Here is a 26,437-nt window from a genome sequence, read left to right as displayed (position 1 = left end):
ATGCGATCAGGCTGAAGGTGATAGGCCGGTGGATCAGATGGCGTCCAGTCCGGATTCGCCCGTCCTGATGCGGATGGCTTCTTCGATATTGGAGACGAAGATCTTGCCGTCGCCGATACGGCCGGTCTGGGCGGCGCGGCGGATCGCGTCGATGGCCTTCTCGACCAGGTCGTCGCCGATCACGATCTCGATTTTGACTTTCGGGAGGAAGTCCACGATGTATTCCGCGCCGCGATACAGCTCCGCGTGGCCCTTCTGCCGGCCGAAGCCCTTGGCCTCGGTGACGGTGATACCCTGCAATCCGACTTCCTGAAGCGCTTCCTTGACCTCGTCGAGCTTGAACGGCTTGATGATGGCTTCGATCTTCTTCACTTAGACTCTCCCCGGACTTCCAACGTGACTCGGCAGTTGTATGACAGATTGCGCTGCGCTGCGCAGTGGATCGATGACACCGCGGGCCGAATGGGTGAGCAGCTCCGTCTGCGGTCCGGACATGCCTGAAAACCGGAGACGGTCGCGCGCAGACCCCGCCGAGACCGGCGAGCGCGGGGGATCGAAACATGGCTTCCGTAAAAGCAGGGTCCATGCCAAGTTGCCAAGATGGCTGATTATGGAGCGTTATCAGATTATTAAGAGCGCGTCCGCGTAGACTTTCGAGACCTGCGCTCGTCGTGTCTGACTAATGATCAGGCGATCAGCTTATTATATGTGCAGACGATGAGGCGATCGTGGGCGCATTCGGCGTCTGCTGCCTCCGACTGAGGCGAGAGTACTGGGAATTGGGCATGGAGCTGTTGACGCCCGCTGAAATGGACCGCGCGGACCTGCTGACGATCGCATGGGGATCGTCCGGCTTTGCATTGATGCTGCATGCCGGCAGGCACGTCGCGCAGGCTGCGATCGAACTGGCCGAGACCGGGCCGATCCTGGTGATCGCCGGTCCCGGCAACAATGGCGGCGACGGCCTGATCGCGGCCACCGAGCTGGTGGCGCTCGGCCGCACCGTCCACGTCATGCTGCTCGGCGAGCGCGACGCGCTGAAGGGCGACGCCGCGCTGGCGGCGCGGGAATGGAAGGGGCCGCTGCTGCCGTTCCTGCCGCAGTCGATCGGGACGCCGTCGCTGATCATCGACGCGCTGTTCGGCTCGGGGCTCAACCGTCCGGTGAAGGATCAGGCGCTGGAGATGATCGAGGCGGTCAACGCCACCGGCGTGCCGGTGCTGGCGGTCGATCTGCCGAGCGGCATCAACGGCGCCAGCGGCGCGGTGCTGGGCGCGGCGATCAAGGCGCGCGAGACGGTGACGTTCTTCCGCCGCAAGCCGGGGCATCTGCTGGTGCCGGGGCGGCTGTATTGCGGCAAGCTGAAGGTCGCCGATATCGGCATCGACCCCGCGGTGCTCGACGAGATCAAGCCGCAGGCCTTCGAGAACGATCCGGATCTGTGGCTGCCGCATTTTCCGGTGCCGCGCGCCGACGGCCACAAATACGGCCGCGGCCATGCGGTGGTGATCTCCGGCGAAATGTCGCAGACCGGGGCGGCGCGGCTTGCCGCGCGCGGCGCGCTGCGGGCCGGGGCGGGGCTGGTGACGCTGGCGTCTCCGCGCGATGCGCTGGCGGTGAACGCGACGGCGCTGACCGCGGTGATGGTCCGGGCGGTCGACACGCCGCAGGAACTGGGCGAGATGCTGGCCGACCGGCGCTTCAACGCCGTCGGTATCGGGCCGGGCGCGGGCGTCGACGACCGCACCCGCGGCAATGTGCTGGCGGCGTTGGCCGCGGGCGCCGGCGCGGTGCTCGACGCCGACGCGCTGACGGCCTTTGCGGGCAGTCCCGAGACGCTGTTCGAGGCGATCAAATCCGGCGCTAATCCACAGGTTATCCTCACACCGCACGAAGGCGAATTTCCACGACTCTTCAGTGATATGAGCAACAAAAATCCACTTCGCTCGAAACTCGAACGTGTCCGCGTAGCGGCGCAACGTTCCGGGGCCGTGGTGCTGCTCAAGGGGCCGGACACGGTGGTGGCGTCGCCGGATGGCCGCGCCGCGATCGCGTTCAACGCGCCGCCATGGCTGGCGACCGCCGGCGCCGGCGACGTGCTGACCGGCATCATTACCGGGCTGCTGGCGCAGCGGGTGGCGGCGTTCGAGGCGGCCTGCATCGGGGTGTGGATGCACGGCGAGGCCGCCTGCGAGGCCGGGCCCGGCCTGATCGCCGAAGACCTGACCGAGACGCTGCCGGCCGTGACCCGGCGGGTGTATGACGAACTCGGGATCGAATACTGAGGCCGGTTCCACGAAACCGTGGAGTCGGAGAGGCTTGGGTCTCGCAGCTCAGGTGACGACATAACTGCGCAGCAGCCGCGGCGCTGACCATTTCGCGGCGAAGGCTTCCATCAGCCACAGGCCCGGATACTCGGCCGCGAAGGCGATGCGCTGGGTCTGGCCGGCGTCGATCGCCAGCGTGTCCAGCCAGAACGGCTTCCAGCCGTCGTCAAGCCGGTCGAGCAGCCGGAAATGATGGCCGTGCAGATGAAAGATCATCGGCATCGTCGCGCGGTTGACCAGCGCCAGCACCACGGTGCGGCCGCGCTTGACCTGGAAGGCGGGGCCGGCGGCGGGTGTGAATTTGCCGGGCGCAAACCAGTCGAGTTGCGCCGACGTCAGCGCGCCGAGCGGTAACTCGACCCGCAGCGCGGAGGCGAGCGGGAGCTGCGCCGGCAGGCCGTTGTCGGGCAGCGGCGCGGATGGCGGCAGCGGCGCGGGGCGCAGCGCCGGCTCGCTCGACGTGACAAGTCTCGCGATAGGCGTCGGCTTGCCGCCGTCGAGCAGCGTGATCGCCGAGGTCGTGCCCGGCGGCCTTGTGGCATCGAGCAGCACGTCGACGCGGGTGCCGGGCGCCAGCACCAGCGTGCCGTTGCGCGCCAGGAAGGGTTCGGCCGGCTGGCTGTCGAGGGCGATCACCCGGACGTCGTGATCGTCGATTCTCAAAGCAATGACATTGCGCTGGCAGGCGTTGATGAAGCGGAGCCTGAACCGGCCATTGGGGCGCAGTACGATCTCGGCTGTCGGCTTGCCGTTGATGGTGTAGAGCCAGGGCGCATCGCCGGAGTCGGTTCCGGCGGCGAGCGGCCGGCCGTCGCTGCCAAGCCTTGCATCCTCGATCAGCACGACCTCGTCGCCGTCGACCTGCGGCGGGCTGGTCTCCTGCACCACCAGCGGCAGCGCCGGCATCGGCGCCGGACCGCCGTCGGCGGCGAGCCGGAGGTCGACGAGCAGGGTGCCGGCCGACCGCAGCGGCACGATGAAGCCGTCGTTGCCACCGGGCGGCACCGGCTGCCGGCCGACCAGCGGTTCGGCGGCGGCGACGCCATCGATGCCGCGCCAGCCGAGCAGCGCCGGCTGCGCCAGCCGGTTCTCGAATCGCACCGCCACCTCGTCGCCGCGCCGCAGCACGACGGCTTCCGCGAGCGCCAGCATCGGCCGCGCCACCGGCTCGCCGCCGGCTTTCAGGACGGCGCTGCCGATCGTCGCGCGCAGCGTCAGCGCCTTGCGCGGCGCAGCGGTCTGAGCGGACCCCGGCAGCGGCAGGCCGGCGAGCGCGGCGCCGCCGAGACCGGCGAGAAGGGTGCGGCGCGACAGCGGGAAGGGGGCGTTGGTCATCGTCGATGCGGACCATGTTCGGGGCGTGCTGTCCACTGCGGCGGGCCGCCGCGGAAGCCGCAATGCAGCGGGATTTTCTTGATGCACAACCTATATGTCATGTTATAAGCCCGCCGCCCGCGGCATCGCGGCCGGACATGATGCTCTTCGCGGGCGTGGCGGAATTGGTAGACGCGCTGGATTTAGGTTCCAGTGACGAAAGTTGTGGGGGTTCGAGTCCCTCCGCCCGCACCACGCAAGTGCTGCTGCTCATGACGCATTTCCGGCGAGCCGGGTCCGCAGGGACACGCGCCCGCCAAGCCACCGGTGCAGGCGAGACGCCGCGCATCGCAACACTCGACACCTCCAGCCGCCCGGCTGGGTCACACGGAAGAAGATCGACGCCATGCAGGTCAAGGAAACCGTCGCCGACGGGTTGAAGCGCGAATTCGAAGTCAATGTCCCGGCCGCGGACATCGACGCCCAGGTCGATGCGCGTCTGGTCGACCTGAAGGACAAGGTGAAGCTCAATGGCTTCCGTCCCGGCAAGGTCCCGATCAGCCATCTCAAGCGGGTCTATGGCCGCTCGGTCGCCGCCGAGACCATCGACAAGCTGGTCCGCGAGACCAATGACGGCATCTTCGCCGAGCGCGGCTTCCGCCTCGCCACCGAGCCGAAGATCACGATGCCGCAGGACCAGCAGGTGGTCGAGGACATCCTCGCCGGCAAGTCGGACCTGAATTACACCGTCGCGGTCGAAGTGGTGCCGACGATCGAACTCGCCGACTTCAAGAGCTTCTCGGTCGAGAAGCCGGTGGTCGAAGTTGCCGATTCCGACGTCGACGACGCGATCAAGCGGATCGCCGAGGCCAACCGCGCTTATGCCGAGAAGGCCGAAGGCGCCAAGGCCGAGACCGGCGACCGCGTCACGGTGTCGTTCAAGGGCACGATCGACGGCGTCGCGTTCGACGGCGGCACCGGCGAGGACATCCCGGTGGTGATCGGCTCGAACAGCTTCATCCCGGGTTTCGAGGATCAGCTGATCGGCATCGGCGTCGGCGAGACCCGCACCATCAAGGTGTCGTTCCCGGCCAATTACGCCAGCGAGACGCTGGCCGGCAAGCCGGCCGAGTTCGAGACCACGGCCACCAAGGTCGAGGCGCCGCAGGACGTCACCATCGACGACGAATTCGCCAAGACGCTCGGCCTGGAATCGCTCGACAAGCTGAAGGAAGCCGCCAAGGCGCGCCTCGCCGCCGAATATGCCGGCGCCACCCGGCTGCGGGTCAAGCGCCAGCTGCTCGATCGGCTCGACGAGACCCACAAATTCGACGCACCGCCCTCGCTGGTGGATCAGGAATTCGCCGTGATGTGGCAGTCGATCAACGCCGAGATGCAGCAGAACGGCAAGAGCTTCGCCGACGAGGACACGACGGAGGAGGCGGCGCGCGAGGAATATCGCAAGATCGCCGACCGCCGCGTCCGTCTCGGCCTGGTGCTGTCCGAGATCGGCGAGAAGAACAAGATCCAGGTCACCGACGACGAGGTCAGCCGCGCCGTGATCGAGCGCGCCCGGCAGATGCCCGGCCGCGAGAAGGAGGTCTGGGACTTCTACCGCAGCAACAACGAGGCGCTGGCCCAGCTCCGCGCCCCGATCTACGAGGACAAGGTGGTCGACTTCATCCTCGAGCTCGCCACCGTGACCGAGAAGCCGGTCAGCCGCGAGGAGCTCTACAAGGACGACGACGACAAGACCGCCGCCTGAGCCAGTCTATAGCTATTCCAGCGGCCGCCGTGACCACCCGTCACGGCGGCCGTTTCGCGTCGTGAGGCGGCGTTAACGATGCCCGGCAAAACCGCGGTGAATCGGCCGCGGATCGTGCCGCCGGTTTTGCCGTCGCCTGCCGAATCAGTATCAACTCGGCTCAGAAACGGGGCTCGCCCTTGTCGCCGCGCAATCGGCCCATATCTGAGCACTCGCTTCACGTCCTGCATCACGGGACGATCGCTCGCTGCGAGGCCTGTGTTTCGGGCCCGCGAGCGTCGTCTTCGACAACCCTCAGGTGAATTATGCGCGATCCGGTGGAAACCTACATGAACCTCGTGCCGATGGTGGTCGAGCAGACCAACCGCGGCGAACGGGCCTACGACATCTTCTCGCGCCTCCTGAAAGAGCGGATCATCTTCATGACCGGACCGGTCGAGGACGGCATGTCGACGCTGGTCGTCGCCCAGCTGCTGTTCCTCGAAGCCGAGAATCCGAAGAAGGAAATCTCGATGTACATCAACTCGCCGGGCGGCGTGGTGACGTCGGGCCTGGCGATCTACGACACCATGCAGTTCATCCGCCCGCCGGTCTCGACGCTGTGCACCGGCCAGGCGGCCTCGATGGGGTCGCTGCTGCTCGCCGCCGGCCACAAGGACATGCGGTTCTCGCTGCCGAACGCCCGGATCATGGTGCACCAGCCCTCCGGCGGCTTCCAGGGCCAGGCCACCGACATCATGCTGCACGCCCAGGAAATCCTGAACCTGAAGAAGCGGCTGAACGAGATCTACGTGCATCACACCGGCCAGACCTACAAGGCGATCGAGGACGCTCTGGAGCGCGACAAGTTCCTGACCGCCGATATGGCGCGCGACTTCGGCATCGTCGACAAGGTGATCGACAAGCGTGCCGAGGAGTCGGCGCCCGGTCCGAAGGTGTCCTGATCGCGGTTGCCGGTCGGGTCCAGCCTCGTGAAACCTTCAGGGACAGCCTCGATGTTCCGCTTTCGTCCCTGGTCCGCGTGACAAACGCGCAACTCTGCCCTGTTTTCAGGAATGCGGGGTCGCGCGCACGCTGCAAATCACGCTATTGTCACGCGCCTGAGCGTGCTGCCGATTAGCGAAATCTTGATAGACGGGTGCCAGCATGGTTGGCTGAACCTGATCGACGAAAGTGTTTGGGGGATTCGAAACGGTCGCGATTGGTGCGGCCACAGAAGTGCGGGGGTCTTTTCTGGTATGGGATTTGCTCCATTTATACCAAATCTGCCGGGTCCAGCCGGCGGACGAGGTCACCAGAGACGGCCGAACTGCGGACGGAGAACGAAATGAGTAAGGTCGGTACGAGCGACTCCAAGAACACCCTGTACTGCTCGTTCTGCGGAAAGAGCCAGCACGAGGTCCGCAAGCTGATCGCCGGCCCCACGGTATTCATCTGTGATGAGTGCGTGGAACTGTGCATGGACATCATCCGGGAGGAGAACAAATCCTCGCTGGTGAAGTCGCGCGACGGCATCCCGACCCCGAAGGAAATCTGCAAGGTCCTCGACGATTACGTGATCGGCCAGAACCATGCGAAGAAGGTGCTCTCGGTCGCGGTCCACAACCACTACAAGCGGCTCAATCACCAGACCAAGCATAACGACGTCGAACTGGCGAAGTCGAACATCCTGCTGATCGGCCCGACCGGCTCCGGCAAGACGCTGCTGGCGCAGACGCTGGCGCGGATTCTCGACGTGCCGTTCACCATGGCGGATGCGACGACGCTGACCGAAGCCGGCTATGTCGGCGAGGACGTCGAGAACATCATCCTGAAGCTGCTGCAATCCGCCGACTACAACGTCGAGCGGGCGCAGCGCGGCATCGTCTATATCGACGAGATCGACAAGATCTCGCGCAAGTCGGACAATCCCTCGATCACCCGCGACGTGTCGGGCGAGGGCGTCCAGCAGGCGCTGCTGAAGATCATGGAAGGCACGGTGGCCTCGGTGCCGCCGCAGGGCGGCCGCAAGCATCCGCAGCAGGAGTTCCTGCAGGTCGACACCACCAACATCCTGTTCATCTGCGGTGGCGCCTTTGCGGGCCTGGAAAAGATCATCTCGGCACGCGGCCGGTCGACTTCGATCGGCTTCGCGGCGCAGGTGCTCGCCCCTGAAGACCGCCGCACCGGCGAAATCTTCCGTCACGTCGAGCCCGAGGATCTGCTGAAATACGGCCTGATCCCGGAATTCGTCGGCCGTCTGCCCGTCGTGGCGACGCTCGAGGATCTCGACGAGGCCTCGCTGAAGAAGATCCTGACCGACCCGAAGAACGCGCTGGTCAAGCAGTATCAGCGGCTGTTCGAGATGGAGAACATCGAACTCACCTTCGCCGACGAGGCACTGGGCGCGGTGGCCCGCAAGGCGATCGAGCGCAAGACCGGCGCCCGCGGGCTGCGGTCGATCCTGGAGAGCATCCTGCTCGAGACGATGTTCGATCTGCCGGGCCTCGAAGGCGTCGAGGAAGTCGTGATCTCGCGCGAGGTCGTCGACGGCACGGCGCGTCCGCTCTACATCTATGCCGACCGCGCCGATCGCGCGGCGGAGAGCAGCGCCAGCGCCTGATGGCCAGCGACCGCACGCGGAAGTCCGCGCGAAGGGTCCTTCAATATCGGGCTGCCGAGACCTCTCGGCAGCCCGGTTTCGTCTGCGCTCCCGACTCGGCATCCGCCCGCGCATGCCTGACAAAGCAACGCCTTTTCCACGACTTGACACCCCCCCGGTGGATAGCCACCTAATGTTCACGGCGATGACAAGCGTTGTCAGGATTCGCCTTCAAATCCGGACGAGTGGGGCCTGACCGGCCGAAGCGCGCCGGTACACTCGGCACCTTGTGGTGGCTGCGCCGGGGGGGCGGGCCACGGGCAAGGGGGCACAACGAAAAGGAACGGGCCATGACCGCCACGAAACCAAGGCCGACCATCGTTTTCGGCGAAAGCCACTCCTACCCAGTTCTTCCGCTGCGCGACATTGTCGTTTTCCCGCACATGATCGTGCCGCTGTTCGTCGGCCGCGAGAAATCGATCCGCGCGCTCGAAGAGGTGATGAAGAACGACGCGCTGATCATGCTCGCGACGCAGAAGAATGCGTCGGATGACGATCCGGCGCCGGACTCGATCTACGAGATCGGCACGCTCGCCAGCGTGCTTCAGCTGCTGAAGCTGCCGGACGGGACCGTCAAGGTGCTGGTCGAAGGCCTGGCGCGCGCCAAGGTCGAGAGCTACACCGATCGCACCGAGTACTACGAGGCGCAGGCCCAGTCGATCGCCGATACCGACGCCACCAGCGTCGAGGCGGAAGCCCTGTCGCGTTCGGTAGTGTCCGATTTCGAGAGCTACGTGAAGCTCAACAAGAAGATCTCCGCCGAAGTCGTCGGCGTGGTGCAGTCGATCACCGACTTCGCCAAGCTCGGCGACACCGTCGCCTCGCATCTCGCCGTCAAGATCGCCGACCGCCAGGGCATCCTGGAGACGCTGTCCGTCACCGCGCGCCTGGAGAAGGTGCTCGGCCTGATGGAGAGCGAGATCTCGGTGCTGCAGGTCGAGAAGCGCATCCGCTCGCGCGTCAAGCGCCAGATGGAGAAGACCCAGCGCGAGTACTATCTCAACGAGCAGATGAAGGCGATCCAGAAGGAGCTCGGCGACGACGAGGGCCGGGACGAACTCGCCGATCTCGAAGAGAAGATCGCCAAGACCAAGCTGTCGAAGGAAGCCCGCGAGAAGGCGCAGCACGAGCTGAAGAAGCTGCGCCAGATGTCGCCGATGTCCGCGGAAGCGACCGTCGTGCGCAACTATCTCGACTGGCTGCTGTCGATCCCGTGGAACAAGAAGTCCAAGGTGAAGAAGGACCTCGAGGCGGCGCAGGCCACGCTCGATTCCGATCACTACGGGCTGGAGAAGGTCAAGGAGCGGATCGTCGAGTATCTCGCCGTGCAGTCGCGCGCCAACAAGCTGTCGGGCCCGATCCTGTGCCTGGTCGGCCCGCCCGGCGTCGGCAAGACCTCGCTCGGCAAGTCGATCGCCAAGGCGACCGGCCGCGAATTCGTGCGGGTGTCGCTCGGCGGCGTGCGTGACGAGGCCGAGATCCGCGGTCACCGCCGCACCTATATCGGCTCGATGCCCGGCAAGATCATCCAGTCGATGCGCAAGGCCAAGACCTCGAACCCGCTGTTCCTGCTGGACGAGATCGACAAGATGGGCGCCGATTTCCGCGGCGATCCGTCCTCGGCCCTGCTCGAGGTGCTCGACCCGGAGCAGAACTCGACCTTCAACGACCACTATCTCGAGGTCGACTACGATCTGTCCAACGTGATGTTCATCACCACGGCGAACACCCTGAACATCCCGGGGCCGCTGATGGACCGCATGGAGATCATCCGGATCGCGGGCTACACCGAGAACGAGAAGGTCGAGATCGCGCGCAAGCATCTGATCCCGCTGGCGCTGACCAAGCACGGCCTGGATTCCAAGGAGTGGTCGATCGACGACGACGCGCTGCTCCTGATGATCCGGCGCTACACCCGCGAGGCGGGCGTGCGTAATCTCGAGCGCGAACTGTCCACGCTCGCCCGCAAGGCGGTCAAGGACCTGATGCTCTCGAAGAAGAAGTCCGTGAAGGTCACCGAGAAGGCGATCGAGGAATATCTCGGCGTGCCGAAATTCCGGTTCGGCGAGATCGAGCTGGAAGATCAGGTCGGTGTGGTCACCGGGCTGGCGTGGACCGACGTCGGCGGCGAGCTGCTGACGATCGAAAGCGTGATGATGCCGGGCAAGGGCCGGATGACGGTCACCGGCAATCTGCGCGACGTGATGAAGGAATCGATCTCGGCGGCGGCGTCCTACGTCCGCTCGCGCGCGATCACCTTCGGGATCGAGCCGCCGTTCTTCGAGCGGCGCGACATCCACGTCCACGTGCCGGAGGGGGCGACCCCGAAGGACGGCCCGTCGGCCGGCGTGGCGATGGCGACCACCATCGTCTCGGTGCTCACGGGCATTCCGATCCGGCGCGACATCGCCATGACCGGCGAGATCACGCTGCGCGGCAGGGTGCTGCCGATCGGCGGTCTGAAGGAGAAGTTGCTGGCGGCGGCCCGAGGCGGCATCAAGACGGTGCTGATCCCCGAGGACAACGCCAAGGACCTCACCGAGATCTCGGACGCGATCAAGGGCGGCCTCAACATCATCCCGGTCGCCCGGATGGACGAGGTCATCGCCAACGCGCTGGTCCGCGCTCCAGTGCCGATCGTGTGGGAAGAGGAAACCGCCGCCAAGATCCCCGGCAAGCCGGAGACCTCGGAGGCCGACGAAGCCGCCGGCGGACTCACCGCCCACTGAGCGGAAGATCCAATACCAACTTCAGCGGCGCCCTTCGGGGCGCCGTTTGCGTTTGGGGGCGAGCGAATCGGCCATCGCCAGAAGCCGGCTTTCATCCAATGGGGACTGCAGGAATGCGCGGCGATGTCGTACATAGGGCGCACACGTCACACGCGAGTCGAAAGAGAAAATGGCGAGAAGTCCGGGGAAGCGTAAGCAGGCGGCGACCGACACGACCAGTTCGAGCAGCGAGAACGGGGCCTTCGAGGCCAAGCTGTGGGCCGCAGCGGACGCGCTGCGCAACAACATGGATGCGGCCGAATACAAGCACGTCGTGCTCGGGCTGATCTTCCTGAAATACATCTCCGACGCGTTCGAGGCCAAGCACGCCGAACTGGAAGCCGAGCGCGCGCAGGGCGCCGATCCGGAGGACCCGGACGAATACCGCGCCGCGAACATCTTCTGGGTGCCGCCGGAGGCGCGCTGGAGCTATCTGAAGTCGATGGCGCCGCAGCCGACCATCGGCAAGCTGGTCGACGACGCCATGGAGGCGATCGAGCGCGACAACGTCTCGCTCAAGGGCGTGCTGCCGAGGGACTACGGCCGGCCGGGGCTGGACAAGCAGCGGCTCGGCCAGATCATCAATCTCGTCAGCGACGTCGCGCTCGGCGCGCCGGCGGACCGCGCCAAGGATACGCTCGGCCGCGTCTACGAGTATTTCCTGTCGCGCTTCGCCAGCGCCGAGGGCAAGAGCGGCGGCCAGTTCTACACGCCGTCGCACGTCGTTCGGGTGCTGGTCGAGATGCTCGCGCCCTACAAGGGCCGGGTCTACGATCCGTGCTGCGGCTCCGGCGGCATGTTCGTGCAGAGCGAGAAGTTCATCCACGCCCATGCCAACGGCAACGGCAATGGCGGCAAGGCCAGGAACGACATCTCGATCTGGGGCCAGGAGTCGAACTACACCACCTGGCGGCTCGCCAAGATGAATCTTGCGATCCGCGGCATCGACGCCCGGATCGCCCACGGCGACACCTTCCACGCCGACGGCCACCCCGATCTGAAGGCCGACTACGTGCTGGCCAATCCGCCGTTCAACGATTCCGACTGGCGCGGCGATCTTTTGAAGGACGACAAGCGCTGGGTGTACGGCACCCCGCCGGCCGGCAACGCCAACTTCGCCTGGGTGCAGCACTTCATCCACCACCTCGGCCCGACCGGGCAGGCCGGCTTCGTGCTCGCCAACGGCTCGATGTCGTCGAACCAGTCCGGCGAGGGAGAGATCCGCAAGGCGATCATCGAGGCCGATCTGGTCGACTGCATGGTGGCGCTGCCGGGGCAGTTGTTCTACTCGACGCAGATCCCGGTCTGCCTGTGGTTTCTGGCGCGCACCAAGCGCAACGGCCGCTTCCGCGACCGCCGCGGCGAGACGCTGTTCATCGACGCGCGCAAGCTCGGCACGCTGACCGACCGCGTGCATCGCGAACTCACCGATGCAGATATCGCCAGGATCGCCGGCACCTACCACGCCTGGCGCGGCGACCCCGATCTCCCGCTTGCGGGGAAGGGGCAGGGTGGGGGCTACCAAGACGTGCCCGGCTTCTGCAAGGCAGCCAAGCTCGACGACATCAAGCAGCACGGCTACGTGCTGACCCCCGGCCGCTACGTCGGCGCCGCGGCGGCCGAGGAGGACGACGAGCCGTTCGCCGACAAGATGGCGCGGCTGGCGAAGACGCTGCGGGAGCAGCAGAAGGAAGGCGCGAAGCTGGATGCCGCGATTTCCGCCAACCTGAGGGAGCTTGGGTATGGGGGGTGAGTGGGAACTCGCTCCGTTGGTCGATCTCGTTGAGGTCGAACGAGGGATTAGTTACGGCATTGTCCAGCCGGGCCCCGCAGTTGAAGCCGGCGTTCCCATCGTTCGCGTGAGCGACGTAAGGAACGGTCGAATATCGACGACGGCTCCTCTCAGAGTGAGTCCTGAGATTGAAGCGGCGTACTCTCGCACACGGTTGAAGGGCGGAGAACTGCTTCTAACGCTAGTTGGTACAGTGGGCGAAACTGCAATCGTCCCAAAAGCCCTTGCTGGATGGAATACCGCCCGAGCTGTTGCGGTCATACCGGTACGAAAGGAGGTCGGACCGTACTGGGTTCAAATTGCGCTTTGTTCGCCGGAGTTGCGAGAACGGATTGGATCTCGCGTGAACACCACTGTTCAAACCACTCTAAATCTCCGCGACGTTGCTCAGTTACCGATTGTCTTGCCGCCGCAGAAAGAGCGAGAGGCCATAGTCCACATCCTCGGCACGCTCGACGACAAGATCGAGCTGAGCCGGCGGATGAACGAGACGCTGGAGGCGATGGCGCGGGCCCTGTTCAAATCGTGGTTCGTTGATTTCGATCCGGTTCGGGAAAAGTCGGAATTTTCAGGTCTTTCTTCGCGCCTCCTGAAGTTGTTTCCAGATTCTTTTCAGGAAACCAAATTGGGTAACATTCCAACAGGTTGGGAAGTTAAGTCCATCGGCGAGCTAGCAGAAGTAGTGGGTGGAAGTACACCAAGTACGAAGGTTCCTCGTTACTGGGATAGCGGCGGAAATCATTGGGTGACCCCTAAGGATCTTTCAGGATTGTCGACGCCGATCTTGGTCGAGACGGAACGATGCATTACCGATGCAGGTCTATTGCAGATCGGGTCCGGCCTCCTGCCGGTTGGGACGGTCTTGCTTTCGTCTAGAGCTCCGATCGGCTATCTGGCTATCACGGAGATTCCCGTTGCCATCAATCAAGGCTTCATTGCGATGAAGCCGATCAACGGAGTCTCGAGCTTATTCTTGTGGCTATGGGCGAGCTTCGCCCACGCAGATATTGTCAGTAGGGCAAATGGATCGACCTTCCTGGAAATTAGTAAGGCGAGCTTCCGGCCGATACCGGTCTGCACGCCTCCTCAAGGTTTAATGGATGCGTTCGATGGCTTAGTGAGACCACTCTATGGTCGGATGCTCGCGAATGTTCGAGAGATAAAGGTTCTCACGGGACTGCGCGACGAGCTGTTGCCGAAATTGTTGTGTGGCGAAATTCGCGTAGGTGTTCGTTGAAATGGTCCGGGCCCTGGAGGTTTTGTTCGAGGAACAGGTTGTTTTCAGGCTGAGCGACGGCGCTGATGTCGATGGCAGCGTGTTTATCGGCGAGACGGAGTTTTTGCCTGTCGAAATACTTTGCGCTGACAAGACTGCTTATCGCGACGAATTCAAGCGCTGGTTGAACGAAAGGTGGATACCCGAGAGGGCAGAAGAGCGCGAACACATTCTGTCTATCCACGGCAATAGGAAGAGGTTTCAGGATCTCCTGAGTGCGACTGCACGGAAGCAGGTGGTTCCCTTTATCGGGTCAGGTATGTCTGCTCCCAGTGGATTGCCCACCTGGTCCGATCTGCTGAGAGGTATTCGGCGTTACACTGTTGTTTCTGACGATGCGCTGGAGGGATTGATTTCTACTTCGTTATTCGAAGAGGCCGCGGATCTGTTGGCTAGTGCCGCAAACAGGAAGCTCTTGAACGAACGCATTGAGCACGAGCTTCGAATTGACGATCAGGCTATTGACGGGCCGGTCAGATTGTTGCCGGAGGTCTTCTCAAGCCTGGTTGTGACGACAAATCTCGACGACATTCTTGAAAGCAATTATCGTGGCTGCAATGTTGCTTTTCATCATGTTCTCGTTGGTAGTGATTTAGGGCGCTTTAGGCAGCTAAAGGATCCCAATCAGCGTATTTTGTTGAAGCTCCATGGCGATTGCCGGAGTGCTGCTGGCCGCGTGCTGCTTACCTCGGAATATGACGCAGCGTATGGTGTCGGTAGCTCCCCACGCGAAGAACTTTCGCTGATCTATCGGAGTAACCACGTCCTATTTTTAGGGTGTAGCTTAGGGCCGGATCGGACCGTGCAATTGTTCAATGAGGTCGCGACAAGTGACTCTTGCATGCCGAAGCACTTCGCGTTTCTGGAGCTGCCATCGACAGAGAAGAAACGTATTGAAAGAGAGCATATGCTGACCAATGGCGGGATCTTTCCGATCTGGTATGAAGGCCCTCATGACCAAGCGTTGACTGCCCTGTTGGCAGGTTTGCTTAACCCAGGCGAAGACGTCTGAAGGACGTGATCCGCTCGATGAACAAGCTCGCTGAATTTCATGTGGAAGAGGCCGCGCTCGAATGGTTCGCCGGTCTCGGCTATGCCGTGCTGCGCGGGCCGGAGATCGGCGCCGGTGAGCCTGCGGCCGAGCGTGACGGCTCCGGTTGCCGCGATGTGGTGCTGCAGGGGCGGCTGCGGGCGGCGCTGGCGCGGCTCAATCCGGAGCTGCCGGCCGAGGCGCTGGAGGAGGCGCATCGCAAGTTGATGCGGCTCGATGCGCCGACGCTGATCGAGCGCAACCGCGCCGTCCATCGCCTACTGGTCGACGGCGTCACGGTCGAGTTTCGCCGTCCCGACGGTTCGATCGGCGGGGCGCAGGCGCGGCTGATCGATTTCGACGAGCCGGCGCAGAACGATTGGCTGGCGGTCAATCAGTTCACGGTCGCCGAAGGGCAGCATCAGCGCCGGCCCGATCTGGTGGTGTTCGTCAACGGCCTGGCGCTGGCGGTGATCGAACTGAAGAACGCCGCCGATGTGGACGCCGACATCTGGGCGGCATATCGCCAGTTGCAGACCTATCAGGCGCAGATCCCGGCGCTGTTCGCCGCCAATGCCGTGCTGGTCGCCTCCGACGGCGCGCAGGCGCGGATCGGCTCGCTCGGCGCCGGGCGGGAATGGTTCAAGCCGTGGCGCACCATCACCGGCCGCGATCAGCCGACCGGCCTCGCCGAATTGCAGGTGCTGCTGGAGGGCGCGTTCGAGCAACGGCGGTTCCTCGACCTGATCCGTTACTTCATCGTGTTCGAGGCGTTCGACGGCGGGCCGCTGGTCAAGAAGATCGCCGGCTATCACCAGTTTCACGCCGTCAATGTCGCGCTGGAGGAGACGCTGCGGGCCGCGATCCCCGCGCAAAGCTGGCACAAGGCGCAGGGCTTTGCGGAAGAGGACGGTCACTACCACGCTGGACCGATGGCGGGCGGCGCCGAGGGCGACCGCCGCGTCGGCGTGGTGTGGCACACCCAAGGCTCCGGCAAGAGCCTGACGATGGCGTTCTATGCCGGCCGCGTCATCCTCGCGCCGGAGATGGAAAACCCCACCATCGTGGTACTGACCGACCGCAACGATCTCGACGAGCAGTTGTTCGGCACCTTCGCGCGCTGCCGCGAACTGTTGCGTCAGCCGCCGGTGCAGGCCTTGGGCCGCGCCGATCTGCGCGCCAAGCTGGCGGTCGGCGCGGGCGGGGTGGTGTTCACCACCATCCAGAAGTTCTTTCCGGAAGAGAAGGGCGACCGCCACCCGGTGCTGTCGGAACGGCGCAACATCGTGGTGATCGCCGACGAAGCCCACCGCAGCCAGTACGATTTCATCGACGGCTTCGCCCGCCATATGCGCGATGCGCTGCCGCATGCCTCGTTCATCGGTTTCACCGGCACGCCGATCGAACAGACCGACGCCAACACCCGCGCGGTGTTCGGCGACTACATCAGCGTCTACGACATCCAGCGCGCGGTGATCGACGGCGCGACGGTGCCGATCTACTACGAAAGCCGGCTCGCCAAGCTGGAGCTGAAGGCCTCCGAGCGCCCGAACATCGACCCGGATTTCGAGGAAGCGACCGAAGGCGAGGAGGTCGAGCGCAAGGAGAGGCTCAAGAGCCGCTGGGCGCAGCTCGAAGCGGTGGTCGGCTCGGAGAACCGGGTCGAGTTGGTCGCACGTGATCTCGTCGAGCATTTCGAGGCCCGGCTGTCGGCGATGGACGGCAAGGCGATGGTGGTGGTGATGAGCCGCCGCATCGCCGTGGCACTCTACGACGCGATCGTCCGGCTGCGGCCGGATTGGCACAGCGACGACGACGCGGCCGGCGCGATGAAGATCGTCATGACCGGATCGGCGTCCGATCAGATCGAATGGCAGCCGCACATCCGCAGCAAGAAGCGACGCGAGGATCTGGCCGAGCGGTTTCGTGACGCCAGGGACCCGTTCAAGCTGGTGATCGTCCGCGACATGTGGCTGACCGGCTTCGACGCGCCGAGCCTGTCGACGATGTATCTCGATAAGCCGATGCGCGGCCACGGCCTGATGCAGGCGATCGCGCGGGTCAATCGGGTGTTCAAGGACAAGCCGGGCGGTCTGGTGGTGGATTATCTCGGGCTCGCCGAGGAATTGCGGCAGGCACTGGTCACCTACACCGAAGCCGGCGGCACCGGCCGCACCGCGCTCGACCAGGACGAAGCTGTCGCGGTGATGCTGGAGAAATATGACGTCTGCCGCGGCCTGTTCCACGGCTTCGACTGGTCGCATTGGCTGAGCGGCAGTCCGGCCCAGCGTATCACGCTGCTGCCGGCGGCGCAGGAACACATCCTCGCCCAGGACAACGGCAAAGTCCGGTTGATTCAGGCGGTGGACGAACTGTCGAAGGCTTTCGCGCTCGCAGTGCCGCACGACGAGGCGATCCGAATCCGCGACGATGTCGGCTTCTTCCAGGCGGTGCGCGCCGTGCTCGCCAAGAACGAGCCGGGCGAGCGCAAGAGCTGCGAAGACATCGAGCACGCCATTCGCCAGATCGTCTCGCGGGCGATGGTGTCGGACAAGGTCGTCGACATCTTCGCCGCCGCCGGCCTGAAGAAGCCGGACATCTCGATTCTGTCCGACGAGTTCCTGGCCGACGTGCGCGCCATGCCTCAGCGAAATCTCGCCGTCGAGCTGCTGCAGAAGCTGCTGAAAGGCGAGATCAAAACGCGATCCCGACGGAATCTCGTTCAGGCGCGGGCGTTCTCCGAAATGCTGGAGCAGGCGCTGCGTCGGTATCAAAATCGGGCGATCGAGACCGCGAAGGTCATCGAGGAGCTGATCCAGCTCGCCAAGCACATGCGCCAAGCCGCGTTGCGCGGCGAGGCTCTCGGCCTCACCGACGATGAAGTGGCGTTCTATGACGCGCTGGAGACCAACGACAGCGCCGTCAAGGTGATGGGCGACGACGCCCTGCGGACGATCGCGCGCGAGCTGGTCGCCACCGTCCGCGCCAATGTGACGATCGACTGGACGGTGCGCGAGAACGTCCGCGCCAATTTGCGGGTGCTGGTCAAGCGGATCCTGCGCAAATACGGCTATCCGCCCGACAAGCAGGAGAAGGCCACGCGGACGGTGCTGGAGCAGGCCGCAAGGCTTAGCGAAGACTGGGAGTTCGCGTAACCGGCTGGGCACTTGGTCGGGGCGGCCGGGAGGGGCGTGGTGGGCGGCGAGAGATTCGAACTCCCGACCCTCTCGGTGTAAACGAGATGCTCTAACCAGCTGAGCTAGCCGCCCGTCGGGGCTATCTAGCCCGGCGATCGTAGTCTGTGCAAGACGAGCGGGCCCGCCGCCGTGTGGCGTCGAAATGGCGCCGCGGCGCGCGCGGTGATATGCAGGCGCTCGCCGAGCCGGGAGGAACAGCATGAGATTCGTCTACGCCGTCGCCATTTTCGCGTTGCTGGCCGGACAGGCTTACGCGCAAACCGCGCCGATGCAGAAATACGGCGATCCCGACCCGGAGAAATCCCGGACCGAGATCGAGGCCGAGAAGCAGGCGGAGCGCGCCTATCAGCGATCGCTCAGCAACGTCCCGAATGCGACCGGGCCGGTCGACCCCTGGGGCAATGTGCGTAGCGGAGACGCGCAGAAGGCGGCTGCAAAGCCGGCACCCGCAAAACGCAGCAAGCCTGCCAATCCGACCAACTAGGCCGGCGCGGCCGCGGCCGCGGCCGCCGCGCTGCGCCTGGCCGTCCAGCTCTGGATTGTTGTTTGAGCATGATCGTTTCCGAAAACCGGCATCCACTTTTCGGGATTATGCTCTACGCCCGCTCGTCGAAGATCGTCGCCAGATGCACGATGGTGCGGACTGCGGCCTCCATGTCCTGGCGGCTGACCCATTCGAGCCGGGAGTGGAAGGCGTGTTCGCCGGCGAAGATGTTGGGGCAGGGCAGGCCCATGAACGACAGCCGCGAGCCGTCTGTGCCGCCGCGAATCGACGTCGTGACCGGCGTGAGCCCGGCGCGGCGGATCGCCTCGCGGGCATTCTCGACCAGCTCGGGATGGCGGTCGAGCACCTGTTTCATGTTGCGGTATTGCGGCTTGATCTCGACGGTCGCGGTCGAGCGCGGGTAACCGCGCATCACCTCGTCGACGATTCCTTGCAGCAGCGCTTCCTTCTCCTGCAGCCCCGCCTCAGTGAAGTCGCGGACGATGAAGCTCAGCGTTGCCTGCTCGAGCGAGCCTGCAATGCCGATCGGGTGCAGGAAGCCGTCGCGGCCCTCGGTGGTCTCCGGCGAGCAGGTGTCTTTCGGCAGCCGTTCGACGATCGCCGTGGCGATCTTGATGGCGTGCTCGATCCTGCCCTTGGCGAAGCCGGGATGGGCGCTGACGCCGGTGATGGTGACCACCGCCGAATCGGCGGAGAACGTCTCGTCCTCGATGTTGCCGGCGGTCTCGCCGTCGATGGTGTAGGCGAAATCCGCGCCGAGCTTCTCCAGATCGACCTTGTCGACGCCGCGGCCGATCTCTTCGTCGGGCGTGAACAGGATCTTCAGCGTGCCATGCCTGATTTCAGGATGCGCGACCAGGAATGCCGCAGCGTCCATGATCTCGGCGATGCCGGCCTTGTTGTCGGCCCCGAGCAGGGTGGTGCCGTCCGCGGTGATGATGTCGTGGCCGATCTGCTGCGCCAGCGCCGGATGCTCGGCGGCGCGGATGATCTGGGCCGGGTCCGCCTTCAGGACGATGTCGCCGCCCTGATAGTTCTTTACGATCTGAGGCTTGACGCCTTCGCCTGAACAGTCGGGTGAGGTGTCCATATGCGCGCAGAAGCAGATCACCGGCACCGTCTTGTCGGTGGTCGCCGGAATCGTGGCGTAGACATAGCCATGCTCGTCGAGATGCGCGTCGGCCAGCCCGAGGTCGCGCAGCTCCTGCGCCAGCAGGGCGCCGAGGGTCTTCTGCTTGACGGTCGACGGGCAGGTGGGGGAAGCCGGGTCCGACTGGGTGTCGATCGTGACATAGCGCAGAAAGCGCTCAGTGACGCCGTGGATAAATTCGATGTTGCCGACGCCGGTGTGCACGGTCAGGACCGCCAAGACTTCAGGACCGCCAAGACTTCTTCAGGACCGCCAAGGGTCGCCAAGACTTCAGAAAAGCGTGGAAAACTCGGTGGTCGGTCAATCGCGATCCCGGCAGCCGCGAGCGGCTCCCGGGATCCTGGATCGTTGGAAGAGAAAGCTCAGATGGCTTCCTTGAGTTCCTTCGCGGCGCGGAACGCGACCTTCTTGCTGGCCTTGATCTGGATGGTCTCGCCGGTGGCGGGATTACGGCCGGTGCGGGCGGCGCGCTTGCGGACCTGCAGGATGCCGAGGCCGACGATGCGGATGCGCTCGCCCTTCTTGAGGTGCTTGGTGATGCGGGCGACCAGATCGCCGAGGATGGCTTCCGTCTGCTTCTTCGACAACTCGTGCTCTTCGGCGAGCGCCGCGGCGAGATGCTTCAGGGTGACGGTGGTGGGTGTCGCGGCTTTCGCAACTGCTTTCTTCGCCATATTTTGCTCTCCGGGTTTTGTAGCGGCTTAGGAAACTAAGACGTAGCAGGCCTTAGACGATTCGGGTGGGGACTGCATACGCTGTTTTGCCTGCAAACAGCGCATTATTTGCATTGCAGGGCCAAAAACAGCCGGCATCAAAGGACAACAGCGACCCCGGCGGACGAAAATGGAGCTTTCGCGCAATCGGCTTGACTTGGGAAGGACGCCCCGTTAGATCGACCGCCTGCGCGGGACGCAAACCACGCGGGAGTAGCTCAGTTGGTTAGAGCGCCGGCCTGTCACGCCGGAGGTCGCGGGTTCGAGCCCCGTCTCTCGCGCCATTTAGCCCTGTAAAATCAGGCCTTTGGCGAAACCGCAGACTCTCCTCGAAAAATGTCCGAACGGCTCGTGCCGTAACTCGCATTGCATGCCGTCACGCCTCACGGCGCGGCGCGCAGGACGATGCCGCCGTGCCAATCCTGCAGGGGCAGGCCGCCGACGCCGCGCTTCAGATTTTGTTCAGTACGTTGTCGAGAAGTTGCCCGGTCGGGATCCCGCGTCCTGCCCCGGAGTTCGGTACAGACCAAATCAAAGGCCGCCCGGAGGCGGCCGATTTCAACGATCCGTGAGAAAGGGGTGCGAGCGCCGACCGGCGTCCTACCTCACCGTCGAGGTTTCCGAACTGGTGATGGCGATCTGCTTGGTCGGCTTCACGACGTGGGCGGTCTGGCTGTAGTCGGCGCCCACCCGCGCGGAAATGCCCAAGGCGGCGACAGCGATGCTGGCGACCAGCGCCACAACCACGATCTTGAGGTGGGTCGCCCGATCCGCTGAATGAATTGAGTGGTTCATCTGTCGCCTCCGCGCGGTGCTTCTTGCCGCTTCGATGCGCACAGATTTATCCGGCGTGTGTTGCAGGAAAGTTTCGCGGGTTCCGAAAATGGTTTCGTGTGTGGGGGTTATGGTTTCCTGGAGGTATATGCGCATTTTCGCCGCCAGCGACCAAGCTTTGAACCCGGGTTTGAAAATGTGTCCGGGAAAACCCCAGCGCTGTGCGCATGACGAGGTACCTGGGTGTCAACACAGCTTGTCTTGCGCCCCCTGTTGCACTGCGCTAAGCGGTAGAACAATTCAAATGCAAACGAGTCTGCGGCGGTGCACCACCGCGGGATAGGGAACGGTGATGAGCGGCATTCTGCCGAACTATCTACCAATCGTCGTATTCATTCTTGTTGCGGCTGGACTGAGCTTCGTGCTCCTGGTGGCGCCTTTTGCCGTCGCCTATCAGCAGCCCGACCCTGAAAAGCTCTCGGCTTATGAATGCGGGTTCAACGCTTTCGGCGACGCCCGCATGAAGTTCGACGTCAGGTTTTACCTCGTCGCCATCCTCTTCATCATTTTCGATCTCGAAGTCGCTTTTCTGTTTCCCTGGGCGGTCGCATTCGGGAAACTCGGGGCGACCGGGTTCTGGTCGATGATGGTGTTCCTCGGCGTGCTGACCGTGGGCTTCGCGTATGAGTGGAAGAAGGGCGCGCTCGAATGGGATTGAGTCCAGCTTCGATGCATCAGCCGACGCCGTCGACGCGGCCTGAAGGCGCCCAGCCGCTGATCGCGCGAGCCCCCTCCGGCATCATCGATCCGAACACCGGCAAGCCGGTCGGCGCCGACGATCCGTTCTTCCTCGGCGTCAATCGCGAACTGTCCGACAAGGGTTTCTTCGTCGCCGCCACCGACGACCTGATCACCTGGGCGCGCACCGGCTCGCTGATGTGGATGACGTTCGGTCTCGCCTGCTGCGCGGTCGAGATGATGCAGCTGTCGATGCCGCGCTACGACGCCGAGCGGTTCGGCTTCGCGCCGCGCGCCTCGCCGCGGCAGTCCGACGTGATGATCGTGGCCGGCACGCTGACCAACAAGATGGCTCCGGCGCTGCGCAAGGTCTACGACCAGATGCCGGAACCGCGCTACGTGATCTCGATGGGATCATGCGCCAACGGCGGCGGCTACTACCACTATTCCTACTCCGTGGTGCGCGGCTGCGACCGCATCGTCCCGGTCGACATCTATGTGCCGGGGTGCCCGCCGACCGCAGAAGCCCTGCTGTACGGCGTGATGCTGCTGCAGAAGAAGATCCGTCGGACCGGCACGATCGAACGCTGAAGAAGAAAGCTGCTTCATGGACGACAACGGGCTCGACACCCTGGGTCAGACGATCGTCGGCGCCTTGCCGGGCGCCGCGATCGGTCATTCGATCGCCTACGGCCAACTGACGGTGACGATCGACGCCGCGAAGGTGGTGGAGGTCGTGCGGTTTCTGCGCGACGATCCGCGCTGCCGCTTCGTCAACATCGTCGACGTCACCGCGGTCGACTATCCCGGCCGGGTGCCGCGGTTCGATCTGGTCTACCATTTCCTGTCGCCGGCGCTGAACGCGCGGGTCCGGCTGCGCGCCGAGGTCGGCGAGACCACGATGGTGCCGTCGATCATCAGCGTGTTTCCCGGCACCGACTGGTTCGAGCGCGAGGTGTACGACCTCTACGGCATCGTCATCACCGGCCATCCCGACATGCGCCGGATCCTGACCGATTACGGCTTCGACGGCCACCCGCTGCGCAAGGACTTTCCGCTCACCGGCTTCGTCGAGGTTCGTTACGACGACGACCAGAAGCGCGTGGTCTACGAGCCGGTCCGCCTGAATCAGGAATTCCGCAAGTTCGACTTCCTGTCACCATGGGAAGGCGCGGACTATCCGATCCTGCCGGGCGACGAGAAGGCGGGGGTGAAGCCGTGACGCCGATCGCCATGAACCACTCGCCATTCGCTACTCACCATTCGCTACTCGCCAGCAAGCGGAGCTTGCCCCATGGCTGACGCCGCGACCGAGGCCGCCGGGCTTCGCAACTTCACCATCAATTTTGGACCGCAGCATCCGGCGGCGCACGGCGTGCTGCGGCTGGTGCTGGAGCTCGACGGCGAAGTCGTCGAGCGGGTCGATCCGCATATCGGCCTGTTGCATCGCGGCACCGAAAAGCTGATCGAGCAGAAGACCTATCTGCAGGCGATCCCGTATTTCGACCGGCTCGACTACGTCGCGCCGATGAACCAGGAGCACGCGTTCTGCCTCGCGGCGGAAAAGCTGCTCGGCATCGAGGCGCCGCGGCGCGCGCAACTGATCCGTGTGCTGTATTGCGAGATCGGCCGGATTTTGTCGCATCTCCTCAACGTCACCACCCAGGCGATGGATGTCGGCGCGCTGACCCCGCCGCTGTGGGGGTTCGAGGAGCGCGAGAAGCTGATGATGTTCTACGAGCGCGCGTCCGGCAGCCGGATGCACGCGGCGTATTTCCGCATCGGCGGCGTGCACCAGGACCTGCCGCCGAAGCTGATCGCCGACATCGACCACTGGTGCGACAACTTCATCCAGACCGTCGACGATCTGGAAACGCTGCTCACCAACAACCGCATCTTCAAGCAGCGCAACGTCGATATCGGCGTGGTGACGCTCGAGCAGGCGTGGGAGTGGGGTTTCTCCGGCGTGATGGTGCGCGGCTCGGGCGCCGCCTGGGATCTGCGCAAGTCGCAGCCTTACGAATGCTACGCCGAGATGGATTTCGACGTTCCGATCGGCAAGAACGGCGATTGCTACGACCGCTACTGCCTTCGCGTCGAGGAGATGCGGCAGTCGGTGCGGATCATGAAGCAGTGCATCGCCAAGCTGCACGAGCTCGCCGGGCAGGGGCCGGTCGCGATCGACGACAACAAGATCTTCCCGCCGCGCCGCGGCGAGATGAAGCGTTCGATGGAATCGCTGATCCATCACTTCAAGCTCTACACCGAGGGCTTCCGCGTGCCGGAAGGCGAGGTCTATGTCGCGGTCGAGGCGCCGAAGGGCGAGTTCGGCGTGTATCTCGTCTCCGACGGCACCAACAAGCCCTACAAATGCAAGGTCCGCGCGCCCGGCTTCGCGCATCTGCAGGCGATGGATTTCATCTGCCGCGGCCATCTGCTCGCCGACGTCTCGGCGATTCTCGGTTCGCTCGACATCGTGTTCGGAGAGGTCGATCGGTGATCGCGCCAAAGCCCATCCAGTTCGACCGCGCCACCGGCGCTCTCGAGGGCGCCAGCGCTCTCGAGCGCATGGCCGCGTTCGCGCTGGTGATGGGTGCGCGGGTGTCGTCGAATTTCTCGTATCGCGGCTACAACGCCGCGGCGAATCTGATGCGCAAGGCGCTGCCGTCGCGCGATATCGCGATCAAGCTCAATCCCGATGCGACCTTCGTGTTTCCCTATGGCGACGGCTACTGGAGCAAGCTGCTCGAGCGGTCGTATCGCTACGAGATCGAGCTCGACCTGCTGTTCGCCGACTCCGTCGAGGTCGACTACACACTGATCGATTGCGGCGCCAATTACGGCTACTGGTCGGTGCTGGTGTCGAGCAGGCCGTTTGGCGCGCACCGGGCGATCGCGATCGAGCCGTCGCACGCCAACTACGCCCGGCTGGCGCACAACGCCCGCGTCAACGGCGAGCGGTTCGAGACGATGAAGTGTGCGATCGGCGCTGCGCGCGGCACCGCCCGGCTGTCCGGCACCAAGCACGAGGCGCTCAGCATCGTCGGCAAGGCCGACGCGACCGGCGAGGACGTCCCGGTGATCCGGCTCGACGATCTGCTCGAGAACGGGACGATCGCGATCGACGGCAAGTATCTGGTCAAGCTCGACGTCGAGGGCGTCGAGATCGACGCCATCCGCGGCGGCGAACGGCTGCTGCAGGGCGACACTGCCATCCTCTGCGAGGAACACGGCAGCGACAAGGATCATACCGTGTCGCGCTTCATCCTCGAACACACCCCGCTGAAGCTCGTGGTCTACGACCCCGGCACCAACCAGTTCGAGGCCGTGGTCGACCTCGCCATTCTCGACCGGATCAAGGTCGCGTCGAATGTCGGCTACAACGTCGTCGGAACCGCGAGCGCGTTCTGGCAGGCCCGAATTGAAAATCTGAATGCGAGCGCGACCAAACGCGCGATGAGAAACTGATCATGTCCGTTCGTCGTCTGGCTCCCAAGGAGCTGCAGCCCGAGAGCTTCGCCTTCACCGAGGAAAACCTCGCCTGGGCCAAGCGCGAAATCACCAAATATCCGCCCGGCCGCCAGTTCTCGGCGGTGATCGCGATCATGTGGCGGGCGCAGGAGCAGTGCGGCGGCTGGCTGCCGGAAGCGGCGATCCGCGTCATCAGCGACATGCTCGACATGCCGCATATCCGCGCGCTCGAAGTCGCGACCTTCTACACGATGTTCCAGCTCAACCCGGTCGGGAAGAAGGCGCATGTGCAGGTCTGCGGTACCACGCCCTGCCGGCTGCGCGGCGCCGGCGAGCTGATCGAGGTTTGCAAGAACCGCATCCATCACGACCCGTTCCACCTGTCGGCCGATGGCGACTTCTCGTGGGAAGAGGTCGAGTGCGCCGGCGCCTGCGTCAACGCGCCGATGGTGCAGATCCGGAAGGACACCTACGAGGATCTGACGCCGGAGAGCCTGAACAAGGTGCTCGACGGTTTCGCCGCCGGCAACCCGCCGAAGCCCGGCCCGCAGAACGGCCGCCAGTACGCGGCGCCGATCACCGGGCCGACGACGCTGAAGACCGGCGGTATCAATGTCGCCACCGATACCAATGACGGTCCGGCGCTGACCGATCAGGAGCCGAAGAAGGCCACCGAAGCCGCCAATGTGCAGGAGCGGCCCGCACCGAAGGCGCCGGCTGCCGACGCCACTGAAAAGAACCCGCCATGACCGAGCCGAGCAAAGCGGCCTCCGGTCGCGCGGAGAGGGCCGAAACGATGCGCCAGCCGTACTATATTGCGATGCACGCGGTGGTCGCCGCGGGTTTCATATTTCTGCTGCAGCGCTACGCGCTGAGTGCGACACTTGAATCGAGCCTGCTGTGGTCGCTCACTTTCGGTGGATGCGCCGCCGGTCTCGCTTACATGCAATCGAATCGCTGACAGGGAACGCCGCAA

The 26,437-nt window shown here is 64.3% G+C and carries 22 protein-coding genes and 3 tRNA genes; 19 read left to right on the top strand and 6 right to left on the bottom strand.

Annotated features, from left to right (window positions below):
* Positions 1-33: 33 nt before the first annotated feature.
* Complete coding sequence (locus ACTZWT_RS05740; protein WP_011441447.1) at positions 34-372, bottom strand: P-II family nitrogen regulator; 339 nt, start codon at positions 370-372, stop codon at positions 34-36.
* A gap of 413 nt (positions 373-785) precedes the next feature.
* On the opposite strand from ACTZWT_RS05740, the gene ACTZWT_RS05735 reads away from it, so the two are divergent.
* Positions 786-2,285 (top strand): NAD(P)H-hydrate dehydratase, encoded by a 1,500-nt coding sequence (locus tag ACTZWT_RS05735; protein WP_444768738.1) that lies wholly within the window; start codon positions 786-788, stop codon positions 2,283-2,285.
* 48 nt (positions 2,286-2,333) lie between these two features.
* Here the strand turns inward: ACTZWT_RS05735 and ACTZWT_RS05730 are convergent, their stop codons facing one another.
* The gene (locus ACTZWT_RS05730) at positions 2,334-3,662 is read right to left on the bottom strand and encodes a multicopper oxidase family protein (RefSeq protein ID WP_444768737.1); all 1,329 of its coding nucleotides are present in this window, start codon (positions 3,660-3,662) and stop codon (positions 2,334-2,336) included.
* A gap of 149 nt (positions 3,663-3,811) precedes the next feature.
* On the opposite strand from ACTZWT_RS05730, the gene ACTZWT_RS05725 reads away from it, so the two are divergent.
* From ACTZWT_RS05725 to ACTZWT_RS05685, 9 genes are all read left to right on the top strand, one after another.
* Positions 3,812-3,896, top strand: a tRNA-Leu gene (locus ACTZWT_RS05725).
* A gap of 151 nt (positions 3,897-4,047) precedes the next feature.
* Positions 4,048-5,406, top strand: a complete 1,359-nt coding sequence (gene tig, locus ACTZWT_RS05720) for a trigger factor (protein ID WP_444768736.1) — start codon at positions 4,048-4,050, stop codon at positions 5,404-5,406.
* A gap of 305 nt (positions 5,407-5,711) precedes the next feature.
* Positions 5,712-6,350, top strand: coding sequence for an ATP-dependent Clp protease proteolytic subunit (locus tag ACTZWT_RS05715; RefSeq protein ID WP_444768735.1), 639 nt, complete (start codon positions 5,712-5,714; stop codon positions 6,348-6,350).
* A gap of 383 nt (positions 6,351-6,733) precedes the next feature.
* Complete coding sequence (gene clpX / locus ACTZWT_RS05710) at positions 6,734-8,008, top strand: ATP-dependent Clp protease ATP-binding subunit ClpX (protein ID WP_444768734.1); 1,275 nt, start codon at positions 6,734-6,736, stop codon at positions 8,006-8,008.
* A 329-nt stretch (positions 8,009-8,337) separates the two neighbouring features.
* Positions 8,338-10,776 (top strand): endopeptidase La, encoded by a 2,439-nt coding sequence (gene lon, locus ACTZWT_RS05705; RefSeq protein ID WP_444768733.1) that lies wholly within the window; start codon positions 8,338-8,340, stop codon positions 10,774-10,776.
* A gap of 169 nt (positions 10,777-10,945) precedes the next feature.
* The gene (locus ACTZWT_RS05700) at positions 10,946-12,568 is read left to right on the top strand and encodes a class I SAM-dependent DNA methyltransferase (RefSeq protein WP_444768732.1); all 1,623 of its coding nucleotides are present in this window, start codon (positions 10,946-10,948) and stop codon (positions 12,566-12,568) included.
* Complete coding sequence (locus tag ACTZWT_RS05695; protein WP_444768731.1) at positions 12,558-13,844, top strand: restriction endonuclease subunit S; 1,287 nt, start codon at positions 12,558-12,560, stop codon at positions 13,842-13,844. Before ACTZWT_RS05700 ends, ACTZWT_RS05695 begins: the two co-directional genes overlap by 11 nt.
* A 1-nt stretch (position 13,845) precedes the next feature.
* A complete protein-coding gene (locus ACTZWT_RS05690) occupies positions 13,846-14,895 on the top strand; it encodes an SIR2 family NAD-dependent protein deacylase (RefSeq protein ID WP_444768730.1) in 1,050 nt (349 codons plus the stop codon).
* A gap of 17 nt (positions 14,896-14,912) precedes the next feature.
* A complete protein-coding gene (locus ACTZWT_RS05685) occupies positions 14,913-18,068 on the top strand; it encodes a type I restriction endonuclease subunit R (protein ID WP_444768729.1) in 3,156 nt (1,051 codons plus the stop codon).
* 37 nt (positions 18,069-18,105) lie between these two features.
* On the opposite strand, the gene ACTZWT_RS05680 is transcribed toward ACTZWT_RS05685, so the two are convergent.
* A tRNA-Val gene (locus ACTZWT_RS05680) sits at positions 18,106-18,182 on the bottom strand.
* Positions 18,183-18,309: 127 nt separating this feature from the next.
* Between ACTZWT_RS05680 and ACTZWT_RS05675 the strand changes: the two genes are divergently transcribed.
* Entirely contained in the window at positions 18,310-18,594 is a 285-nt protein-coding gene (locus ACTZWT_RS05675; RefSeq protein WP_444768728.1) for a hypothetical protein, read from the top strand.
* Positions 18,595-18,706: 112 nt separating this feature from the next.
* On the opposite strand, the gene pepT is transcribed toward ACTZWT_RS05675, so the two are convergent.
* Positions 18,707-19,984, bottom strand: a complete 1,278-nt coding sequence (gene pepT / locus ACTZWT_RS05670; protein ID WP_444768727.1) for a peptidase T — start codon at positions 19,982-19,984, stop codon at positions 18,707-18,709.
* Positions 19,985-20,127: 143 nt separating this feature from the next.
* Entirely contained in the window at positions 20,128-20,439 is a 312-nt protein-coding gene (locus tag ACTZWT_RS05665; RefSeq protein WP_011503293.1) for an HU family DNA-binding protein, read from the bottom strand.
* 246 nt (positions 20,440-20,685) lie between these two features.
* Here ACTZWT_RS05665 and ACTZWT_RS05660 point away from each other — a divergent pair.
* A tRNA-Asp gene (locus tag ACTZWT_RS05660) sits at positions 20,686-20,762 on the top strand.
* Between the two features lie 316 nt (positions 20,763-21,078).
* Here the strand turns inward: ACTZWT_RS05660 and ACTZWT_RS05655 are convergent.
* A complete protein-coding gene (locus ACTZWT_RS05655; RefSeq protein WP_444768726.1) occupies positions 21,079-21,273 on the bottom strand; it encodes a hypothetical protein in 195 nt (64 codons plus the stop codon).
* Between the two features lie 331 nt (positions 21,274-21,604).
* Here ACTZWT_RS05655 and ACTZWT_RS05650 point away from each other — a divergent pair, with 331 nt between their 5' ends.
* The 7 genes from ACTZWT_RS05650 to ACTZWT_RS05620 all read left to right on the top strand — a co-directional run bounded on the left by ACTZWT_RS05650 (position 21,605) and on the right by ACTZWT_RS05620 (position 26,422).
* Positions 21,605-21,970 carry an NADH-quinone oxidoreductase subunit A gene (locus ACTZWT_RS05650; protein ID WP_011441460.1) on the top strand — a complete coding sequence of 122 codons (366 nt, stop codon included), beginning with the start codon at positions 21,605-21,607 and terminating at the stop codon, positions 21,968-21,970.
* 11 nt (positions 21,971-21,981) lie between these two features.
* Positions 21,982-22,581 (top strand): NuoB/complex I 20 kDa subunit family protein, encoded by a 600-nt coding sequence (locus tag ACTZWT_RS05645; protein ID WP_444768725.1) that lies wholly within the window; start codon positions 21,982-21,984, stop codon positions 22,579-22,581.
* Between the two features lie 16 nt (positions 22,582-22,597).
* Positions 22,598-23,212, top strand: a complete 615-nt coding sequence (locus ACTZWT_RS05640; RefSeq protein ID WP_322517272.1) for an NADH-quinone oxidoreductase subunit C — start codon at positions 22,598-22,600, stop codon at positions 23,210-23,212.
* A gap of 72 nt (positions 23,213-23,284) precedes the next feature.
* Positions 23,285-24,490, top strand: a complete 1,206-nt coding sequence (locus tag ACTZWT_RS05635) for an NADH-quinone oxidoreductase subunit D (RefSeq protein ID WP_444768724.1) — start codon at positions 23,285-23,287, stop codon at positions 24,488-24,490.
* The gene (locus ACTZWT_RS05630; protein WP_444768723.1) at positions 24,487-25,458 is read left to right on the top strand and encodes an FkbM family methyltransferase; all 972 of its coding nucleotides are present in this window, start codon (positions 24,487-24,489) and stop codon (positions 25,456-25,458) included. Before ACTZWT_RS05635 ends, ACTZWT_RS05630 begins: the two co-directional genes overlap by 4 nt.
* A 2-nt stretch (positions 25,459-25,460) precedes the next feature.
* Entirely contained in the window at positions 25,461-26,210 is a 750-nt protein-coding gene (gene nuoE / locus ACTZWT_RS05625; RefSeq protein ID WP_444768722.1) for an NADH-quinone oxidoreductase subunit NuoE, read from the top strand.
* Positions 26,207-26,422: a hypothetical protein gene (locus tag ACTZWT_RS05620; RefSeq protein ID WP_444769236.1), complete on the top strand. Its 216-nt coding sequence runs from the start codon at positions 26,207-26,209 to the stop codon at positions 26,420-26,422. Before nuoE ends, ACTZWT_RS05620 begins: the two co-directional genes overlap by 4 nt.
* The last annotated feature ends 15 nt before the right edge of the window (positions 26,423-26,437 follow it).

The organism is Rhodopseudomonas sp. NSM (assembly GCF_052445935.1).
Taxonomy (GTDB): Bacteria; Pseudomonadota; Alphaproteobacteria; order Rhizobiales; family Xanthobacteraceae; genus Rhodopseudomonas.
The sequence above is the reverse complement of the archived record's forward strand: the minus strand, read 5'-3'. Positions and strand labels throughout refer to the sequence as shown.

Excerpts from the sequence above, each read along its gene's own strand:
- ACTZWT_RS05655 (WP_444768726.1), bottom strand. The coding sequence starts at position 21,273 with ATGAACCACTCAATTCATTCAGCGGATCGGGCGACCCACCTCAAGATC.
- nuoE (WP_444768722.1), top strand. The coding sequence starts at position 25,461 with ATGTCCGTTCGTCGTCTGGCTCCCAAGGAGCTGCAGCCCGAGAGCTTC.
- ACTZWT_RS05635 (WP_444768724.1), top strand. The coding sequence starts at position 23,285 with ATGGCTGACGCCGCGACCGAGGCCGCCGGGCTTCGCAACTTCACCATC.
- ACTZWT_RS05690 (WP_444768730.1), top strand. The coding sequence starts at position 13,846 with ATGGTCCGGGCCCTGGAGGTTTTGTTCGAGGAACAGGTTGTTTTCAGG.
- ACTZWT_RS05735 (WP_444768738.1), top strand. The coding sequence starts at position 786 with ATGGAGCTGTTGACGCCCGCTGAAATGGACCGCGCGGACCTGCTGACG.
- ACTZWT_RS05620 (WP_444769236.1), top strand. The coding sequence starts at position 26,207 with ATGACCGAGCCGAGCAAAGCGGCCTCCGGTCGCGCGGAGAGGGCCGAA.
- ACTZWT_RS05665 (WP_011503293.1), bottom strand. The coding sequence starts at position 20,439 with ATGGCGAAGAAAGCAGTTGCGAAAGCCGCGACACCCACCACCGTCACC.
- ACTZWT_RS05695 (WP_444768731.1), top strand. The coding sequence starts at position 12,558 with ATGGGGGGTGAGTGGGAACTCGCTCCGTTGGTCGATCTCGTTGAGGTC.
- ACTZWT_RS05675 (WP_444768728.1), top strand. The coding sequence starts at position 18,310 with ATGAGATTCGTCTACGCCGTCGCCATTTTCGCGTTGCTGGCCGGACAG.
- ACTZWT_RS05685 (WP_444768729.1), top strand. The coding sequence starts at position 14,913 with ATGAACAAGCTCGCTGAATTTCATGTGGAAGAGGCCGCGCTCGAATGG.
- lon (WP_444768733.1), top strand. The coding sequence starts at position 8,338 with ATGACCGCCACGAAACCAAGGCCGACCATCGTTTTCGGCGAAAGCCAC.
- ACTZWT_RS05730 (WP_444768737.1), bottom strand. The coding sequence starts at position 3,662 with ATGACCAACGCCCCCTTCCCGCTGTCGCGCCGCACCCTTCTCGCCGGT.
- ACTZWT_RS05650 (WP_011441460.1), top strand. The coding sequence starts at position 21,605 with ATGAGCGGCATTCTGCCGAACTATCTACCAATCGTCGTATTCATTCTT.
- tig (WP_444768736.1), top strand. The coding sequence starts at position 4,048 with ATGCAGGTCAAGGAAACCGTCGCCGACGGGTTGAAGCGCGAATTCGAA.
- ACTZWT_RS05715 (WP_444768735.1), top strand. The coding sequence starts at position 5,712 with ATGCGCGATCCGGTGGAAACCTACATGAACCTCGTGCCGATGGTGGTC.
- clpX (WP_444768734.1), top strand. The coding sequence starts at position 6,734 with ATGAGTAAGGTCGGTACGAGCGACTCCAAGAACACCCTGTACTGCTCG.
- ACTZWT_RS05645 (WP_444768725.1), top strand. The coding sequence starts at position 21,982 with ATGCATCAGCCGACGCCGTCGACGCGGCCTGAAGGCGCCCAGCCGCTG.
- ACTZWT_RS05640 (WP_322517272.1), top strand. The coding sequence starts at position 22,598 with ATGGACGACAACGGGCTCGACACCCTGGGTCAGACGATCGTCGGCGCC.
- ACTZWT_RS05700 (WP_444768732.1), top strand. The coding sequence starts at position 10,946 with ATGGCGAGAAGTCCGGGGAAGCGTAAGCAGGCGGCGACCGACACGACC.